Genomic DNA, 15,266 nt, shown 5'->3' on the forward strand with positions numbered 1-15,266 from the left:
CCATGAGCCACGACGACGCCTCCCGCCCGACGGCACCACGCTCGGCCTTCTCGTTCCGAGGGCGGGTGGCCTCGAGAGGGCCCGGCCCCGCCAGCACCGGCAACATCGCGAACGTGATCACCGTCGTGCGCATACTCATGGCGCCGCTGTTCATCGCCTGGTTGCTGATCGACGACGGGGCCGACGGCTCACTCCGCGTCTGGGCCGCTGCCCTGTTCGTCGTCGCGATCCTCACCGACAGCCTCGACGGCATGCTGGCCCGTGGCCTCGACCTCGTGACCGACTTCGGCAAGATCGTCGATCCGATCGCCGACAAGGTGTTGATCGGTGGCGCACTCGTCTCGCTCACCATCCTCGGTGAGCTGCCGTGGTGGGTCACCGCCCTCATCCTCGTCCGCGAGGTCGGCATCACCGTCTACCGCTTCGCCGTCTTGCGTGACCGGGTGATCCCGGCCTCCCGCGGCGGCAAGGTCAAGACCGTACTGCAAGCCGTCGCGGTGACGCTGGCGCTCTTCCCCCTCTGGAACGTCGTCGGAGAAGGCATGCACTGGGTCAACGGCGTGCTCATGACGGCGGCCACGGTCGCCACCCTCGTCTCCGGGGCGGACTACCTGCGCGTGGCGATGAAGCACGGACGAACCTCCGCATGACCGTGGCTGCCGACCTCGTGGCCGAGTTGACGAGCAGGGGGCTGACGGTCGCCGTCGCCGAGTCCCTCACCGGCGGTGCCCTGGTCGCCGAACTCGTGTCCGTGCCCGGAGCCTCGGCCGTCGTCCTGGGCGGGGTGGTCGCTTACCAGACAGAGCTCAAGCACACGCTCCTCGGGGTCGATCCAGGACTGCTCGCGCGACACGGACCCGTGCATCCCGACGTCGCCGCGTCCATGGCCGTCGGGGTTCGGGATCGGTTGGCCGCAGGCGGTCACCCGGCCGACATCGGTCTCGCGACCACCGGCGTCGCCGGTCCCGACCCCCAGGGCGGTCACGCACCCGGAACGGTCTTCGTCGGTCTGGCGGTGCCCGGTGACGTCCGCGTCGCCGAGCTCTCGCTCGCGGGCGACCGGCAGGCCATCCGAAACGCCACCGTCTCCGAATCCCTCGCAGCACTCGATCGATGGCTGGTCGAGACGAGGGAATAGCCGGCGTTTCGGTCTCGTTACATCTCTCGAGTTCACAACAGGTGCACAGTCCCCGATGGCTACAGTCGTGGTCAGTCGGTCCGAGCACCACCCGCCGTCCCCCATCTGCAACCATCCCGGCAGATGGGTCGTCCCCGAAGGAGGGTCCCATGGTCCTGGTACGTCAAGAAATCGGCGACGTCCTTCGCGACTTCCGTCTGCAGAAGGGTCGCACGCTCCGTCAGGTCGCGAGCAAGGCCAGCGTCGCCCTCGGTTACCTCAGCGAGGTCGAGCGGGGTCAGAAAGAAGCGAGTTCCGAGATCCTCGCGTCCGTCGCGGACGCCCTCGAGACGCCCATCTCGGTCATCATGCGCGAGGTCGGTGACCGCATGGCCGTCATCGAGGGGCTGAACCCGATCCCCGACACGCTTCCGGACGACCTCGTCGCCGAGTTCGACTCCGACCTCGCGGTCCGCTGACCGTCCTTCGTCGCCACGAACGCCCCCGGCTCCCGCCGGGGGCGTTCGTCGTCCGGGGTACCCTCGTCTGATGCGCAAGAGCGAGTTCGCCCGGGCCGTCGAGGACGAGTTCGGAGAAGCCTACGGTCGGGTGGTCACCCGGGATCTCGTGATCCAGTCGCTCGGTGACAGGACCGCCGACCAGGCGATCGCGCAGGGCGAGTCACCCCGCGACGTGTGGCTCGCCCTCTGCGACGTCGAGGGCGTCCCCATGGGCCGTCGCCACGGTGTGGGGTTGCCCGAACCGACGGACTGAGGCGCAGTCCGGTCGGGCGTGTGTTCGACACGCCGAGGCCGATGGGTCGAACACCTGTTCGGACGGGTGGTAGCGTCCTCCACAAGGACGTGGACGAGCGAGTTCTGTACGTCGGGCCCCCACCGCCACTGCGATGTCGGAGGTGGCCCGTAGCGTTTCTCGCATCGACGTCCCGCGTCACCGGCACATGCCGGCGACACCAGCCTTGTCGTAGCGACGACGACCTTGCACCACCGGTCGGCGTCGACGCGACAGCCTACAGGCGCACGGACGACCACCACGAAGGAGAACGACATGCCCTCAGTTGAAAACCGCGAGAAAGCACTCGAGACGGCTCTCGCCCAGATCGACCGCCAGTTCGGCAAGGGCGCCGTCATGCGCCTCGGCAGCGACGAGCGTGCTCCCGTGGCGGTGATCCCCACCGGCTCGATCGCCCTCGACGTCGCTCTCGGCATCGGTGGCATCCCTCGTGGCCGCATCGTCGAGATCTACGGTCCCGAGTCGTCCGGTAAGACGACCCTGACCCTGCACGCCATCGCGAATGCCCAACGCAACGGCGGCATCGCTGCGTTCATCGACGCCGAGCACGCTCTCGACCCCGAGTACGCCAAGAAGCTCGGCGTCGACATCGACGCGCTGCTGGTCTCGCAGCCCGACACGGGTGAGCAGGCTCTCGAGATCGCCGACATGCTCGTCCGTTCGGGGTCGATCGACCTCGTCGTCATCGACTCGGTCGCCGCGCTCGTGCCGCGTGCCGAGATCGAGGGTGAGATGGGCGACTCGCACGTCGGTCTGCAGGCTCGACTCATGTCGCAGGCATTGCGCAAGTTGACCGGTGGGCTCAGCCAGACCGGCACCACGATGATCTTCATCAACCAGCTGCGCGAGAAGATCGGTGTCTTCTTCGGCAGCCCCGAGACGACGGCCGGCGGAAAGGCGCTCAAGTTCTACGCGTCCGTACGTCTCGACATCCGCCGCATCGAGACGTTGAAGGACGGTACCGACGCGGTCGGCAACCGCACCCGCGTCAAGGTCGTCAAGAACAAGATGGCTCCGCCCTTCAAGCAGGCCGAGTTCGACATCCTCTACGGTGTGGGCATCTCGCGCGAGGGCAGCCTCATCGACTTCGGTGTCGAGCACGGCATCGTCCGCAAGTCGGGTGCCTGGTACACGTACGAAGGCGACCAGCTCGGTCAGGGCAAAGAGAACTCGCGCAACTTCCTCATCAAGAACGCCGCCATCGCTCAAGAGATCGAGCAGAAGATCCTCGCCAAGCTCGGAGTCGGTGGTGCCAAGCCCGTCGAAGCGCCCGTCGAGTCGATCGAGGCCAAGATCGCCGCTCGCAAGGGCGCATGACCACGCGCGACGACGACGCCACGGGGGCGGGTCCCGCTGTCGACGGCGTCGACAGCGGGCGGCTCGCGCCGGTCACGCCCCTCTTCGGTGTTGCGACCGGATCGTCGACGTCCGGCGAGAGGGTCGCTCCAGCGGCTTCGGACGCTCCGTCCCACGATTCCGAAGCCGTCCTGACGGCCATCAGCGCCCACTGGGTCGGCGACGCGTCCCCGCTGGCCTCGGAGGCCGACCACCCGTCCGCGCGAGGTTCTCGAGCGGGCGCGGCCGGTCGGCCCAAGGCCACCGGGTTCGACGATCAGCCCGACGACGGGCCGGAGGACCTCGAAGCGCAGAAGCGACGGGCGGAGAACGTCAGCCTGCACGCCCTCTCGCGCCGTGGTGTGTCTTCTCACGAGATGGAGAAGCTGCTTCTCTCGCGTGACCTCGACGAATCGGTCGTCGCCGACGAGATCGCTCGGCTCGAGCGGGTGGGCCTGCTCGACGACAGCGAACTGGCCGCGACCCTGGTCCGGTCGAAGCAAGAGCGCAAGGGGCTGGGCCGCGGGGCCGTCACGTCCGAACTCCGCGCCCGTGGAATCGATCCGTCGATCATCGACGAGGCGCTGTCCGACACGGACGACGACGAAGAGCAAGAACGTGCCGACGAATGGGCTCGCAAACGGGCCGGTTCGTTGCGCGGGCTCGACCGCGAGACGGCGGAGCGTCGTCTCAACGGGTACCTGATGCGCCGCGGGTACCGCTCCGAGGTCGTGCGTCGTGCCATCGAGAAGGCCCTGCCTCGGGGTGGCAGCGGTCGGGGCGGCGTCCGCTTCGAGTGATCCGCTCGGGGGTGGCGGCGATCTACACTGAGTCACCATGACGACGGTCGCCACCACCAGCATCCCCTCGCCCGTCGACGGCCCGGCCCGCACGTACGAGGTCCGTACCTTCGGGTGCCAGATGAACGTGCACGATTCGGAGCGGTTGAGTGGTTCACTCGAGGCGGCCGGCTACGTGGCCGCCGACGGAGCCGAGGCCGACATCGTCGTCATCAACACCTGCGCAGTACGCGAGAACGCCGACAAGAAGCTCTACGGGACCCTGGGGACCCTCGCCGGCCTGAAGAAGAAGCACGAAGGCATGCAGATCGCCGTCGGCGGGTGCCTGGCCCAGAAAGACAAGGACGTCATCCTCGACAGGGCGCCGTGGGTCGACGTCGTCTTCGGTACGCACAACATGGGTGCCCTGCCCACGCTGCTCGAACGCGCGCGGCACAACGACGAGGCCCAGCTCGAGATCCTCGAAGCGCTCGACGTCTTCCCTTCGACCTTGCCGACCAAGCGCGAGTCCACGCACAGCGGCTGGGTCTCGATCTCGGTCGGCTGCAACAACACCTGCACCTTCTGCATCGTCCCCTCGCTCCGAGGCAAGGAGAAGGACCGCCGCCCCGGCGACATCCTCGCCGAGGTCGGGGCGCTCGTCGACGACGGGGCCGTCGAGGTGACGCTGCTCGGGCAGAACGTGAACTCGTACGGTGTCGAGTTCGGCGATCGACTCGCCTTCGGCAAGTTGCTGCGGGCCGTCGGCGCGATCCCCGGGCTCGAGCGGGTGCGCTTCACCAGCCCGCACCCGGCGTCCTTCACCGACGACGTCATCGCCGCCATGGCCGAGACGCCCGCTGTGATGCCCCAGTTGCACATGCCCCTGCAATCGGGGTCCGACCGGGTGTTGCGGGCCATGCGACGCAGCTACCGCAGCGAGAAGTTCCTCGGCATCATCGATCGTGTGCGCGCGGCCATGCCCGACGCCGCGATCAGCACCGACATCATCGTCGGGTTCCCCGGCGAGACCGAGGACGACTTCGCCGAGACCCTCCGGGTCGTCGAGCGATCTCGGTTCGCCTCGGCGTTCACGTTCCAGTACTCGGTGCGCCCCGGGACGCCCGCGGGCGAGATGGCCGACCAGATCCCGAAGGCCGTCGTCCAAGAACGGTTCGAGCGGTTGACGGCGGTTCAGGACCGCATCTCGGCCGAAGAGAACCGTCGCCGGGTCGGGCGTCCCGTCGAGGTCCTCGTGGCCACCGGCGAGGGGCGGAAGGACGCCTCCACCCACCGTCTCTCGGGTCGCGCCGAAGACAGCCGTCTCGTCCACTTCGAGGTGCCGACGGGTGCTGCCGTTCCGCGACCCGGCGACGTCGTCAGCGTGAGGATCACCGACGCCGCGCCGTTCTACCTGCTCGCCGATGCGGTCGAGGGTCCCGAATCCCTCTACGAGGTCCGTCGCACGCGGGCGGGCGATGCCTGGGACGCCGCGCAGGCCGCCTCGTGCGGGGTGCCGTCCGGGGGTGACGCGACCCGCCCCTCCTCGGCTCGGCCGGCGAGGGTGAGCCTCGGTCTGCCCACGCTGCGGGTGGCGACGACGCCGATCTACAGCACGACCGACGACCTCCGCTGACGTGCTGGTCGCGATCGTCGGGGCGACCGGCACGGGGAAGTCCGCCTTCTCGCTGGACCTCGCCGAGGCACTGTCCGCCCGGGGCGAGACGGTCGAGATCGTCAACGCGGACGCCATGCAGCTCTACCGGGGCATGGACGTCGGCACGGCCAAACTGCCGGTCGCCGAACGGCGAGGCTTCGCGCATCATCTCCTCGACGTCCTCGACGTCACCGACGAGGCGAGCGTCGAGTGGTATCAACGCGAAGCCAGGGACCTCATCGACGGCATCGTCGCGCGAGGGGCGGTGCCGGTCCTCGTCGGCGGGTCCGGGCTCTACGTCTCGAGCGTGTTGTTCGACTTCCGGTTCCCCGGCACCGATCCTGCGATCCGGAGTCGCTACGAAGCCATCGCCGACGAGCGGGGAGCAGGGGCGCTGTACGACTTGTTGAGAGAGCGCGATCCGGCGTCCGCCACGTCGATCGGGCCATCCAACGCCAGGCGTCTCGTCCGGGCGCTCGAGGTCGGGGACCTCACCGGACGTCCCCTCTCGGGAACGCTGCCCGAGAAGTCGTCACCGTGGCGGCCGTCGAACGTCTTCGGCGTGGCCGAGGAGCGCCCCGTGCTCGTCGAACGTCTCGACCGACGCGTCGACCAGATGTGGCGAGACGGTCTCGTCGACGAGGTACGGGGTCTGCTTCCCCTCGGGCTCGAGCGAGGGGTCACGGCGAGCCGGGCGATCGGTTACGCGCAGGCCGTCGCCCAGATCCGGGGTGAGCTCGGCGAGGGGGACGCCATCGATGCCACGGCGGCCCTCACCCGTCGCTACGCCCGCCGCCAGGCGAGCTGGTTCCGCCGGTACGACGACGTCGAGTGGTCCCGCTCGGGCGACGCCCAGGCGGTCGACCGGGCCGTGGCTAGAATCCTGGGGTGACCACCACGCTGCAGTTCACCAAGGGGCACGGCACGGGCAACGACTTCGTCTTGTTCACCGATCCCGATGCGGGCACCGACCTGAGCCCCGCCATGATCCGGGCCCTGGCGGACCGGAGGTTCGGGGTGGGCGGGGACGGGGTCATCCGTGCGGTCCGCACGGCGGCGTTGTCCACCGAGGCGGGCCTGCTCGAGACCGAGCCCCGCGCCGAGTGGTTCATGGACTACCACAACGCCGACGGCAGCCCGGCCGAGATGTGCGGCAACGGCATCCGTGTCTTCGCGCGCTACCTCCTCGAGCGGGGGCTGGTCCAGCTGGGCGAGGACGACGTGCTCGTCGTCGGCACGCGGGCCGGCGCGCGTGAGGTGCGTCGTGACGGCACGGGCTTCCGCGTCGACCTGGGGCCGTGGAGGCTCGGCGACGACGATCCGGTCGTGCGGGCGCGCGAGCTGCACGCGGCGCGTCCCGGCCTGCCGATCTCGGTGGGCAACCCCCACGTGGTGGTGGCACTCGCCGGCGACGACGAACTGGACGGTCTCGACCTGACCTACGTGCCGATCGTCGACCCGGCCCCGGCCGACGGGGCGAACGTCGAGTTCGTGGTCCCGGCCGACCCGCTCGTGGTCGACGGGCTGGGTCGCATCCGCATGCGTGTCCACGAGCGGGGCAGCGGCGAGACCCTGTCGTGCGGCACCGGTGCGGCAGCGGCCGCCCTGGCGACGCGGTACTGGGCAGGAGCCTCGGCACCCGAGGCCTGGCTGGTCGAGGTCCCCGGCGGCGTCGTGGGCGTGTCGGTGAGTCATCACGCCGATGGTGAGCACGTCTCGCTCAGCGGGCCGGCCGAACTGGTCTTCACCGGCGCGCTCGAGCTCTGAGCCGCGCCGGGGGCGGCGTCCAGATCTCGGCGAGATGTCCGATCAGTCGGCGTCGGTGAGTCGCTCGGCACGCAAGATCCGGTATCCCTTGCTGGTGGAGGCGCGGGTCACGTCCACGACGCCGGTCATGGTCTCGTTCATCCAGCGCTGCAGGGAGTCGGCCCCCAGGTTCTTCTGCACGACGAGCCACGCGTCCGACCCCGCGTCGAGGCGGGGGAGCCACTGTTCGAGCAGGGAGTGCAGTTCGGCCTTGCCGACCCGGATCGGCGGATTCGACCAGATCGTCGCGAAGCGGAGATCGTCGGGAACACCGTCGGGGGTCACGGCGTTGACGTTCTCGAGGCCGACCGACCGCGCGTTTTCGCGCACGAGGTCGAGCACTCTCTCGTTCACGTCGACGGCCCAGACCGTCGCGTCGGGTGACGACAACGCGAGGCTCAGTGTGATGGGGCCCCACCCGCACCCGACGTCCAACAGATGGCCCGCCCTCGGCGGCGTCGGCGTGCCCGCCAGCAGGACCGAGGTGCCCGGGTCGACGCGGCCGGGGCTGAAGACGCCGGCAGCCGTGGTCAGGGTCAGCTCCCGTCCTGCGAGGACGACCTCGATCGTCCGGGGCTTGGCCTCGCTGCCGGGCTGGGGGGAGAAGTAGTGCTCGCTGGCCATGGTCGCCAACCTACCGAACATCCGGCAGGGCCTCGCTCCCTGCTCTCCGCACACCGAAAGGGTTAGTATCACCCCGATGACAGACCACACCACGACCCCGCTCGATCCGGAGCGGAACGACCAGCCCGACGACGTCGTCGCGCGCGTGCTCGATCGTGCGGCCCAGAGGGCATCCGGCTACACCGTGTTCTCGCCGGCTCAGGCCATCCAGACCCGCTCGTTGCACCACGACGGCGACTCCGACGGCGATCAGTCCGAGCGCGACGACCGCCAGGCCCTCCGCCGCGTAGCGGGCCTGTCGACCGAACTGCAGGACGTCACCGAGGTCGAGTACCGGCAGTTGCGCCTCGAGAACGTCGTCCTGATCGGCGTCTACTCGCAGGGGTCGATGGCGGACGCCGAGAACTCCCTCCGTGAACTCGCTGCCCTGGCCGAGACGGCGGGGGCGGTCGTGCTCGACGGACTGCTGCAGCGACGGCCGAACCCGGACCCGAGCACCTACCTGGGCAAGGGCAAGGCCGAAGAACTGCGGGGAACGGTCGCGGCCCTCGGCGCCGACACCGTCATCGCCGACACCGAACTGGCCCCCAGCCAGCGACGCGCCCTCGAGGACGTGGTCAAGGTCAAGGTGATCGACCGCACGGCGGTCATCCTCGACATCTTCAGCCAGCACGCCAAGAGCCGGGAGGGCAAGGCGCAGGTCGAACTGGCCCAGCTCGAGTACCTCCTGCCCCGTCTCCGCGGTTGGGGCGAGTCGATGTCCCGCCAGGCCGGTGGACAAGTCGGAGGCGCGGGTGCCGGAATGGGCAGCCGCGGGCCCGGTGAGACCAAGATCGAGCTCGACCGGCGCCGCATCCACACCCGCATGGCCCGGCTCCGCAAGCAGATCAAAGAGATGAAGCCTGCCCGCGACGCCAAGCGGGCCAACCGTGACCGCAACGAGGTGCCCACCGTCGCCATCGCCGGATACACGAACGCCGGGAAGTCCAGCCTCCTGAACCGGTTGACGAGCGCGGGCGTCCTCGTCGAGAACGCGCTGTTCGCGACCCTGGACGCGACGGTCCGCAAGAGCGTGACGGCCGACGGTCGTCCCTTCACGTACGCCGACACCGTCGGATTCGTCCGGAACCTCCCTCACCAGCTGGTCGAGGCATTCCGATCGACGCTCGAGGAGGTCGAGGCGTCCGACGTCATCGTGCACGTCGTCGACGGGTCGCACCCCGACCCCGCCGCCCAGCTCGCCACCGTCCGAGACGTCATCGCCGAGGTCGACGGTCGCGACATCGCCGAGATCGTCGTCTACAACAAGAGCGACCTCGTCGACGACGACCAGCGTCTCGTCCTGCTCGGGCTCGAGCCGACGGCGGTCTTCGTCTCGGCACGGACGGGTGAGGGCATCGACGAGCTGCTGGCCCGCATCGCAGCCGTCCTGCCCGAACCCGAGATCGAGCTCGACCTGTTGGTGCCGTACGACCGCGGCGACGTCGTCTCCCACCTCCACGACTCGGGCCGCATCGTCAGCACGGACTACGAAGAAGAGGGCACCCGCGTCCACGCGCGTGTCTACCCGAGTGACGTCGCCGGGCTCACGCCCTACGTGGCTCCCGTGGGCGTGGGGCGCTGACGCCGAGCCGCACGTCCTCGAACGACGAAGCGCCGACCACCTGTGGTGGTCGGCGCTTCGTCGTTCGCGGGGCGGGTCGCCACCGTCGAGAAGAGATCAGACGGAGCGCAACACGGCGACGACCTTGCCGACGATCTGCGCATGGTCGCCGACGATTGGTTCGAACGCGCTGTTCCGGGGAAGCAGCCAGGTGTGGCCGTCTCGCTGGCGGAACACCTTGACGGTCGCTTCGTCGTCGAGCATGGCCGCGACGATGTCGCCGTTCTCGGCGTCCTGCTGCTGCCGCACGACGACCCAGTCCCCGTCGCAGATGGCCGCGTCGATCATCGAGTCGCCGACCACCCGCAACATGAACAGTTCGCCCTTGCCGACGAGTTGACGCGGCAGGGGCATCACGTCCTCGATTTGCTGCTCGGCCGTGATGGGGATGCCGGCGGCGATCCGTCCGACCATGGGGACGTGAGCAGTGTCGCCGTCGTCACTCGTCGTGAAGACGGTGGCCGGGGCGACCGCCGGCGCCGTCGCGTCCACGAGGACCTCGAGGGCTCGGGGTCGGTTCGGGTCACGGCGGATCTTGCCGGCGAGTTCGAGCTGGTTCAGCTGGTGCGTGACGCTCGACAGGGACTTGAGGCCGACGGCGTCGCCGATCTCGCGCATGCTCGGGGGATACCCGCGGTGTCCGATGCTCTCGGTGATCGCGGCGAGGATCGACGCCTGCTTCGCCGTCAACTCCTTGCGGGGGAGGACGCCCGGATCGAGCTGACGGGGGGCGTCGGTGGCCGCCTGCGGGGTGCGCTTCGGGTCGCTCATGGGTCTCCTGCCGTCGATGTCGGTGGTCCCTGTTTGACTCCTACCACCGATCGAAACCGTATCCGATCGGGCGGTGTCGACAAAACACATGTTCGAGTGTGTCGCGTTGTCGCTTCCCGATCCACAGCGATTCCGTCCCGTGATACTCGTCGCGGGGGTTGAAAGCCTCGGCAATCGAATGTATGTTCGGAACACGTCTTCGTGCCCGGCATTCCCGGCCGAGTGCCGGGCACGAACTCGTCCCCTGTCTTCCACGGTGAAAGGACCACCTCATGAGCGTCACCTCAGCATCAGCAGTTGCGTCCCCCGTCGACTCGACCCGAGTCGTGCGCACGCGTCTGCGCATCACCCGGCGGGGCCGCGCGGTCGTCGCCGCGCTCGTCGCGGTCCCGCTCGTCGTCGTGGCGGGTGCGCTCGTCCTCAACGGTGGCGGCGCCGTCGCGTCCGACACGACGGGTCGCGCGGACTTCCAGCACGTGACCGTCGACGGCGGCGAGACGCTCTGGCAGGTCGCGTCCGAGATCGACCCCGACGCCGATCCTCGCGACGTCATCGCCGACCTCGTCTCGCTCAACAACCTGCCGAGCGCCGAGGTCTCCGCCGGGCAGAGCCTCGCCGTCCCCGCTCAGTACGCTCGCTGAACTGCCGTCGCCGACGAGGCGGGTGGTCCGGTCCACGGTCATCGTGTTCGTTCGGTGGCGACCGACCCGACACACCGTCGGCCCGCCCGTACGATGGTGGAGTGTCCTTCAGTCTCGACGACCTGCCCATCCGTGACGACCTCCGGGGGCTGACGCCCTACGGTGCTCCCCAGAAAAAGGTCCCGGTCGCTCTCAACGTCAACGAGAACACGCATCCCATCCCCGAGGACGTCGCACGCGACATCGTCGAGTCGGTGGCCCGGGCGGTCCTCGACGTCAACAGGTACCCCGATCGTGAGTTCACGACGCTGCGCGACTCGCTGGCGGCCTACCTCGGGCACGATCTGACCCGCGACAACATCTGGGCGGCGAACGGCTCCAACGAGGTCATCCAGCAGCTCCTCCAGGCCTTCGGAGGCCCGGGCCGCTCCGTCCTGGGGTTCCCCCCCACGTATTCGATGCACTCGATCATCGCCACGGGCACCGGCAGCCGGTGGATCGAGGGTCGTCGTGACGAGGGGTTCCGCATCTCGCCCGAGACCGCGGTCTCCGAGATCGAGCGCACCCGTCCCGACATCGTCTTCTTCTGCGGTCCGAACAACCCCACGGGCACCCCTCTCGATCTCGCCACGATCGAGGCTGCCTACGACGCGACGGACGGCATCGTCTTCGTCGACGAGGCCTACGCCGAGTTCATGCCGGCCGACCAGCCGACGGCACTGACCCTCCTGGCCGGCCGCGAACGTCTGGTCGTGTCCCGCACGATGAGCAAGGCGTTCGCCTTCGCCGGTGCCCGGGTCGGCTACCTGGCCGCGCACCCGGCCGTGGCCGACGCGCTGCGTCTGGTGCGCCTCCCGTACCACCTCTCGTCCCTGACGCAGGCGGCGGCCGTCGCAGCGCTCTCGCACGCCAGCGAGATGCTCGCCATGGTCGACGACATCAAGGCCCAGCGTGATCGCATCGTGCACGAGTTGACCGAGCTCGGGTACGAGCCGTGGCCCACCTGGTCGAACTTCGTCCTCTTCGGCGGGGTCGACGATCCGACCGACGTCTTCGAGCGCCTGCTCGAGCGGGGCGTCATCGTCCGCAACCTGGGCATCCCGAACCATCTGAGGGTCAGTGCGGGCACCGAGGCCGAGACCACCGCGTTCCTCGAGGCGCTCCGCGACATTAGGCTCTCTTCGTGACCGAGACGACCCGCGCCGCCCGTACCGCTTCCCTCTCGCGCGAGACGAGCGAGTCCAGCATCGCCCTCGCCCTCGACCTCGACGGTTCGGGCCGATCGACGATCGACTCGTCGGTGCCGTTCTTCGACCACCTCCTGACGGCGTTGTCGAAGCACTCCCTGATCGACCTCGAGGTCACCGCGAAGGGCGACACGCACATCGACGTCCACCACACCGTCGAAGACATCGGCATCACGTTCGGCACCGCGCTGAAGCAGGCGCTCGGCGACAAGTCGGGCATCTCGCGCTACGGTGACGCGCTCGTCCCGCTCGACGAGGCCCTCGTGCAGGCGGTCGTCGACGTGTCGGGGCGTCCGTACCTCGTCCACACGGGCGAGCCGGAGGGGTTCGAGTACCACCTCATCGGCGGGCACTTCACCGGCTCGATGGTCCGCCACGTCTTCGAGGCGATCGCCTTCCACGCCGGCATCACCGTGCACGTCCGCGTGCTGGGCGGGCGTGATCCGCACCACATCGCCGAGGCCGAGTTCAAGGCGTTCGCCCGGGCGCTCCGCCAGGCGGTCCAGCCCGACCCGCGCGTCAGTGGCATCCCGTCGACGAAGGGCGCCCTGTGAGCGGCGCGCGTCCCTCCGTCGTCGTCCTCGACTACGGCAGCGGCAACGTCCACTCGGCCGTCAAGGCGCTCGAGTTGGCGGGTGCCGACGTCGAGCTGACGTCCGATCGCGCCCGGGTGCAGGCGGCCGACGGCCTCTTCGTCCCCGGTGTCGGCGCGTTCGCAGCCGTCATGAGCCAGCTCGAGTCCGTCCGCGGTGGCGAGCTGATCGACCGACGGTTGGCCGGCGGGCGTCCGGTCATGGGCATCTGCGTCGGCATGCAGGTCTTCTTCGAGGGCGGCGTCGAACGCGGCAACAGCACCGGTGGCCTCGGGGCGTGGCCCGGGGTGGTCGACGAACTGAAGGCCGACGTCCTGCCGCACATGGGCTGGAACACCGTCGACGTTCCCGAGGGCAGCGTGCTCTTCGACGGGGTGGCCGACGAGCGGTTCTACTTCGTCCACTCGTTCGCCGCACAAGAGTGGTCCCTCGACGTGATCCGACCCTTCACCGAACCGCACGTCACGTGGGCCGACCACGGCGGCCGCTTCGTCGCCGCCGTCGAGAACGGCCCGCTCTGGGCGACGCAGTTCCACCCCGAGAAGTCGGGCCGGCCGGGCATCCGGCTGCTCTCGAACTGGCTCGGCACCCTCTGACCCCGGCGCGACCGACCCGATCGCGCCTCCTGACCCTGCGGTGCCCGGCGCCGTGAGAGAGACGACATGAGCGAGTTCTGCACCACCCCCGCCCTGACCCTGTTCCCCGCCGTCGACGTGGCGGGCGGTCAGGCCGTGCGCCTGACCCAGGGTGAGGCCGGCAGCGAGACGAACTACGGCGACCCGGTCTCGGCAGCCGACGACTGGGCGAGCCAGGGCGCCGAATGGCTGCACCTGGTCGACCTCGACGCCGCCTTCGGGCGCGGTGACAACCGCGCCGTCATCAAGAGGGTCATCAAGCAGGTCAAGGGCGTCAACGTCGAGCTCAGCGGTGGCATCCGCGACGACAAGTCCCTCGAGGACGCGTTGAGCACCGGCGTGAAGCGCATCAACCTCGGCACCGCGGCCCTCGAGAACCCCGAGTGGGCCGCCCACGTCATCGCCGAGTACGGCGAGGCGGTGGCCGTCGGGCTCGACGTCCGGGGCACCACGCTGGCGGCGCGGGGTTGGACGGAAGAGGGCGGCGATCTCTGGACCGTCCTCGCCCGGCTCGAAGAGGCCGGCTGTGCGCGCTACGTCGTGACCGACGTGACGAAGGACGGCACGCTCCAGGGCCCCAACGTCGACCTGTTGCGTCAGGTGATGGAGCACACCGATCGTCCGGTGATCGCCTCGGGGGGGATCTCGAGCCTCGACGACCTCGTGGCTCTGCGTGAGCTCGTGCCGCAGGGGCTCGAGGGCGCCATCGTCGGCAAGGCGCTCTACTCGGGAGCCTTCACCCTCGGTGCAGCCCTCGACGTCGCGTCGAACTGATGACGACCGCGCCGGGCGGACCGGGGCACGCACACGACGTTCCCGGTCCCGGCGGAGACAGTGCCGGGCGGCCGTGGGCCGGGCGCACCTTCGACCATCACGACACGGCGCACGCCGGAGACGACGGGTCCGCCGACCCGGTCCTGCTCGACGCCCTCCTCGGGTTCCGCGAGGGGCGGCTCGGAGAGAGCGACGTCGTCGACGCCCTCCGTCCGGCGCGCCTGCTCGTGCCGCTGGTCGCCGTGGCGGGGGACGAAGGTCTCGACGACCACGGTCGCCGCGTCGACAAGACGCAGGAGCTCTCCATCGTCACGGTCTCGGGTCCCGACGGCCGGGACGTGTTGCCGGCCTTCACCTCGGTCGAGACCTTGACGCGGTGGCGCCCCGCTGCCCGACCGGTGCCGGTGGAGGCTCGGCGCGTGGCCCTCGCGGCCGCCTCGGAGTCGACCGACCGCATCGTGGTCGACCCCGGTTCGATCACCGAGTTCGGTCTGCGTCGTCCGGCCGTCTGGGCCGTCGCGCAAGACCTCCCGTGGGTGCCGAGCCACCACGACCAAGACGTCCTGCGCGCGTTCCTCGACGCGTCACGTGACGAGGAGGCGCTGGTCAGCCTGGTCGTCGCGCCCGGCTATCGAGACGCCCGGCTCGGTGCCCCCGAGATCGTCGTCCAGCTGGGCGTGGCGCCGGGTCTGGACCGCGACGCCCTTCACGCGCTGCTACAGCGACTGCAGGCGGCCTGGGCCGCCGATCCGGTGATCGCCGACCGGGTCGACAGCATGTCGGTGAAGGTCGTCCCGGGCTGAGGACGAGC

At 69.6% G+C, this 15,266-nt stretch carries 18 protein-coding genes; 16 read left to right on the forward strand and 2 right to left on the reverse strand.

Going from position 1 to position 15,266, the window contains the following annotated elements; translation table 11 throughout:
- The first annotated feature begins 2 nt into the window (after positions 1 to 2).
- The 9 genes from pgsA (at position 3) to dapF (ending at position 7,468) form a co-directional block, all read left to right on the forward strand.
- A complete protein-coding gene (gene pgsA, locus IFT36_RS04235; protein WP_200412496.1) occupies positions 3 to 650 on the forward strand; it encodes a CDP-diacylglycerol--glycerol-3-phosphate 3-phosphatidyltransferase in 648 nt (215 codons plus the stop codon).
- Entirely contained in the window at positions 647 to 1,138 is a 492-nt protein-coding gene (locus IFT36_RS04240) for a CinA family protein (protein WP_056048098.1), read from the forward strand. The genes pgsA and IFT36_RS04240 overlap by 4 nt, the downstream gene beginning before the upstream one ends.
- Positions 1,139 to 1,287: 149 nt before the next feature.
- Positions 1,288 to 1,596 (forward strand): helix-turn-helix domain-containing protein, encoded by a 309-nt coding sequence (locus tag IFT36_RS04245; protein ID WP_043596680.1) that lies wholly within the window; start codon positions 1,288 to 1,290, stop codon positions 1,594 to 1,596.
- A 70-nt stretch (positions 1,597 to 1,666) separates the two neighbouring features.
- Complete coding sequence (locus IFT36_RS04250; protein WP_200412497.1) at positions 1,667 to 1,891, forward strand: DUF3046 domain-containing protein; 225 nt, start codon at positions 1,667 to 1,669, stop codon at positions 1,889 to 1,891.
- Between the two features lie 294 nt (positions 1,892 to 2,185).
- Positions 2,186 to 3,247: a recombinase RecA gene (gene recA, locus IFT36_RS04255; protein ID WP_056048091.1), complete on the forward strand. Its 1,062-nt coding sequence runs from the start codon at positions 2,186 to 2,188 to the stop codon at positions 3,245 to 3,247.
- Positions 3,244 to 4,065: a regulatory protein RecX gene (locus IFT36_RS04260; RefSeq protein ID WP_173152325.1), complete on the forward strand. Its 822-nt coding sequence runs from the start codon at positions 3,244 to 3,246 to the stop codon at positions 4,063 to 4,065. The genes recA and IFT36_RS04260 overlap by 4 nt, the downstream gene beginning before the upstream one ends.
- 37 nt (positions 4,066 to 4,102) lie before the next feature.
- Entirely contained in the window at positions 4,103 to 5,680 is a 1,578-nt protein-coding gene (gene miaB / locus IFT36_RS04265) for a tRNA (N6-isopentenyl adenosine(37)-C2)-methylthiotransferase MiaB (RefSeq protein ID WP_200412498.1), read from the forward strand.
- Position 5,681: 1 nt separating this feature from the next.
- A complete protein-coding gene (gene miaA / locus IFT36_RS04270) occupies positions 5,682 to 6,593 on the forward strand; it encodes a tRNA (adenosine(37)-N6)-dimethylallyltransferase MiaA (protein ID WP_200412499.1) in 912 nt (303 codons plus the stop codon).
- Positions 6,590 to 7,468 (forward strand): diaminopimelate epimerase, encoded by an 879-nt coding sequence (dapF, locus tag IFT36_RS04275; RefSeq protein WP_056048080.1) that lies wholly within the window; start codon positions 6,590 to 6,592, stop codon positions 7,466 to 7,468. The genes miaA and dapF overlap by 4 nt, the downstream gene beginning before the upstream one ends.
- 42 nt (positions 7,469 to 7,510) lie before the next feature.
- Here dapF and IFT36_RS04280 read toward each other — a convergent pair whose 3' ends face one another.
- Positions 7,511 to 8,131 carry a class I SAM-dependent methyltransferase gene (locus IFT36_RS04280; protein ID WP_200412500.1) on the reverse strand — a complete coding sequence of 207 codons (621 nt, stop codon included), beginning with the start codon at positions 8,129 to 8,131 and terminating at the stop codon, positions 7,511 to 7,513.
- 76 nt (positions 8,132 to 8,207) lie between these two features.
- Here IFT36_RS04280 and hflX point away from each other — a divergent pair, with 76 nt between their 5' ends.
- Positions 8,208 to 9,755: a GTPase HflX gene (gene hflX / locus IFT36_RS04285; protein WP_123571780.1), complete on the forward strand. Its 1,548-nt coding sequence runs from the start codon at positions 8,208 to 8,210 to the stop codon at positions 9,753 to 9,755.
- A 96-nt stretch (positions 9,756 to 9,851) separates the two neighbouring features.
- Here hflX and lexA read toward each other — a convergent pair whose 3' ends face one another.
- Positions 9,852 to 10,565 carry a transcriptional repressor LexA gene (lexA, locus tag IFT36_RS04290; protein ID WP_192122620.1) on the reverse strand — a complete coding sequence of 238 codons (714 nt, stop codon included), beginning with the start codon at positions 10,563 to 10,565 and terminating at the stop codon, positions 9,852 to 9,854.
- 272 nt (positions 10,566 to 10,837) lie between these two features.
- Here lexA and IFT36_RS04295 point away from each other — a divergent pair, with 272 nt between their 5' ends.
- From IFT36_RS04295 to IFT36_RS04320, 6 genes are all read left to right on the forward strand, one after another.
- Positions 10,838 to 11,206, forward strand: coding sequence for a hypothetical protein (locus IFT36_RS04295; RefSeq protein WP_200412501.1), 369 nt, complete (start codon positions 10,838 to 10,840; stop codon positions 11,204 to 11,206).
- Positions 11,207 to 11,307: 101 nt separating this feature from the next.
- Positions 11,308 to 12,393, forward strand: coding sequence for a histidinol-phosphate transaminase (locus IFT36_RS04300; protein WP_056048069.1), 1,086 nt, complete (start codon positions 11,308 to 11,310; stop codon positions 12,391 to 12,393).
- The gene (gene hisB, locus IFT36_RS04305) at positions 12,390 to 13,007 is read left to right on the forward strand and encodes an imidazoleglycerol-phosphate dehydratase HisB (RefSeq protein ID WP_200412502.1); all 618 of its coding nucleotides are present in this window, start codon (positions 12,390 to 12,392) and stop codon (positions 13,005 to 13,007) included. The genes IFT36_RS04300 and hisB overlap by 4 nt, the downstream gene beginning before the upstream one ends.
- On the forward strand, positions 13,004 to 13,642 hold the full coding sequence (gene hisH / locus IFT36_RS04310) for an imidazole glycerol phosphate synthase subunit HisH (protein WP_056048061.1): 639 nt from the start codon (positions 13,004 to 13,006) through the stop codon (positions 13,640 to 13,642). The genes hisB and hisH overlap by 4 nt, the downstream gene beginning before the upstream one ends.
- Before the next feature lie 66 nt (positions 13,643 to 13,708).
- Positions 13,709 to 14,455: a bifunctional 1-(5-phosphoribosyl)-5-((5-phosphoribosylamino)methylideneamino)imidazole-4-carboxamide isomerase/phosphoribosylanthranilate isomerase PriA gene (priA, locus tag IFT36_RS04315; RefSeq protein ID WP_043596701.1), complete on the forward strand. Its 747-nt coding sequence runs from the start codon at positions 13,709 to 13,711 to the stop codon at positions 14,453 to 14,455.
- Positions 14,455 to 15,258 (forward strand): SseB family protein, encoded by an 804-nt coding sequence (locus tag IFT36_RS04320; RefSeq protein ID WP_200412503.1) that lies wholly within the window; start codon positions 14,455 to 14,457, stop codon positions 15,256 to 15,258. Before priA ends, IFT36_RS04320 begins: the two co-directional genes overlap by 1 nt.
- Positions 15,259 to 15,266 lie beyond the last annotated feature (8 nt).

It is taken from the genome of Frigoribacterium sp. CFBP 13605 (genome assembly GCF_014839405.1).
In the GTDB taxonomy this organism is placed as follows: domain Bacteria; phylum Actinomycetota; class Actinomycetes; order Actinomycetales; family Microbacteriaceae; genus Frigoribacterium.

What these genes read in the sequence shown, in the direction of transcription:
- pgsA (WP_200412496.1), top strand. Translation starts at nt 3, where the DNA reads ATGAGCCACGACGACGCCTCCCGCCCGACGGCACCACGCTCGGCCTTC.
- IFT36_RS04240 (WP_056048098.1), top strand. Translation starts at nt 647, where the DNA reads ATGACCGTGGCTGCCGACCTCGTGGCCGAGTTGACGAGCAGGGGGCTG.
- IFT36_RS04245 (WP_043596680.1), top strand. Translation starts at nt 1,288, where the DNA reads ATGGTCCTGGTACGTCAAGAAATCGGCGACGTCCTTCGCGACTTCCGT.
- IFT36_RS04250 (WP_200412497.1), top strand. Translation starts at nt 1,667, where the DNA reads ATGCGCAAGAGCGAGTTCGCCCGGGCCGTCGAGGACGAGTTCGGAGAA.
- recA (WP_056048091.1), top strand. Translation starts at nt 2,186, where the DNA reads ATGCCCTCAGTTGAAAACCGCGAGAAAGCACTCGAGACGGCTCTCGCC.
- IFT36_RS04260 (WP_173152325.1), top strand. Translation starts at nt 3,244, where the DNA reads ATGACCACGCGCGACGACGACGCCACGGGGGCGGGTCCCGCTGTCGAC.
- miaB (WP_200412498.1), top strand. Translation starts at nt 4,103, where the DNA reads ATGACGACGGTCGCCACCACCAGCATCCCCTCGCCCGTCGACGGCCCG.
- IFT36_RS04280 (WP_200412500.1), bottom strand. Translation starts at nt 8,131, where the DNA reads ATGGCCAGCGAGCACTACTTCTCCCCCCAGCCCGGCAGCGAGGCCAAG.
- hflX (WP_123571780.1), top strand. Translation starts at nt 8,208, where the DNA reads ATGACAGACCACACCACGACCCCGCTCGATCCGGAGCGGAACGACCAG.
- lexA (WP_192122620.1), bottom strand. Translation starts at nt 10,565, where the DNA reads ATGAGCGACCCGAAGCGCACCCCGCAGGCGGCCACCGACGCCCCCCGT.
- IFT36_RS04295 (WP_200412501.1), top strand. Translation starts at nt 10,838, where the DNA reads ATGAGCGTCACCTCAGCATCAGCAGTTGCGTCCCCCGTCGACTCGACC.
- priA (WP_043596701.1), top strand. Translation starts at nt 13,709, where the DNA reads ATGAGCGAGTTCTGCACCACCCCCGCCCTGACCCTGTTCCCCGCCGTC.
- IFT36_RS04320 (WP_200412503.1), top strand. Translation starts at nt 14,455, where the DNA reads ATGACGACCGCGCCGGGCGGACCGGGGCACGCACACGACGTTCCCGGT.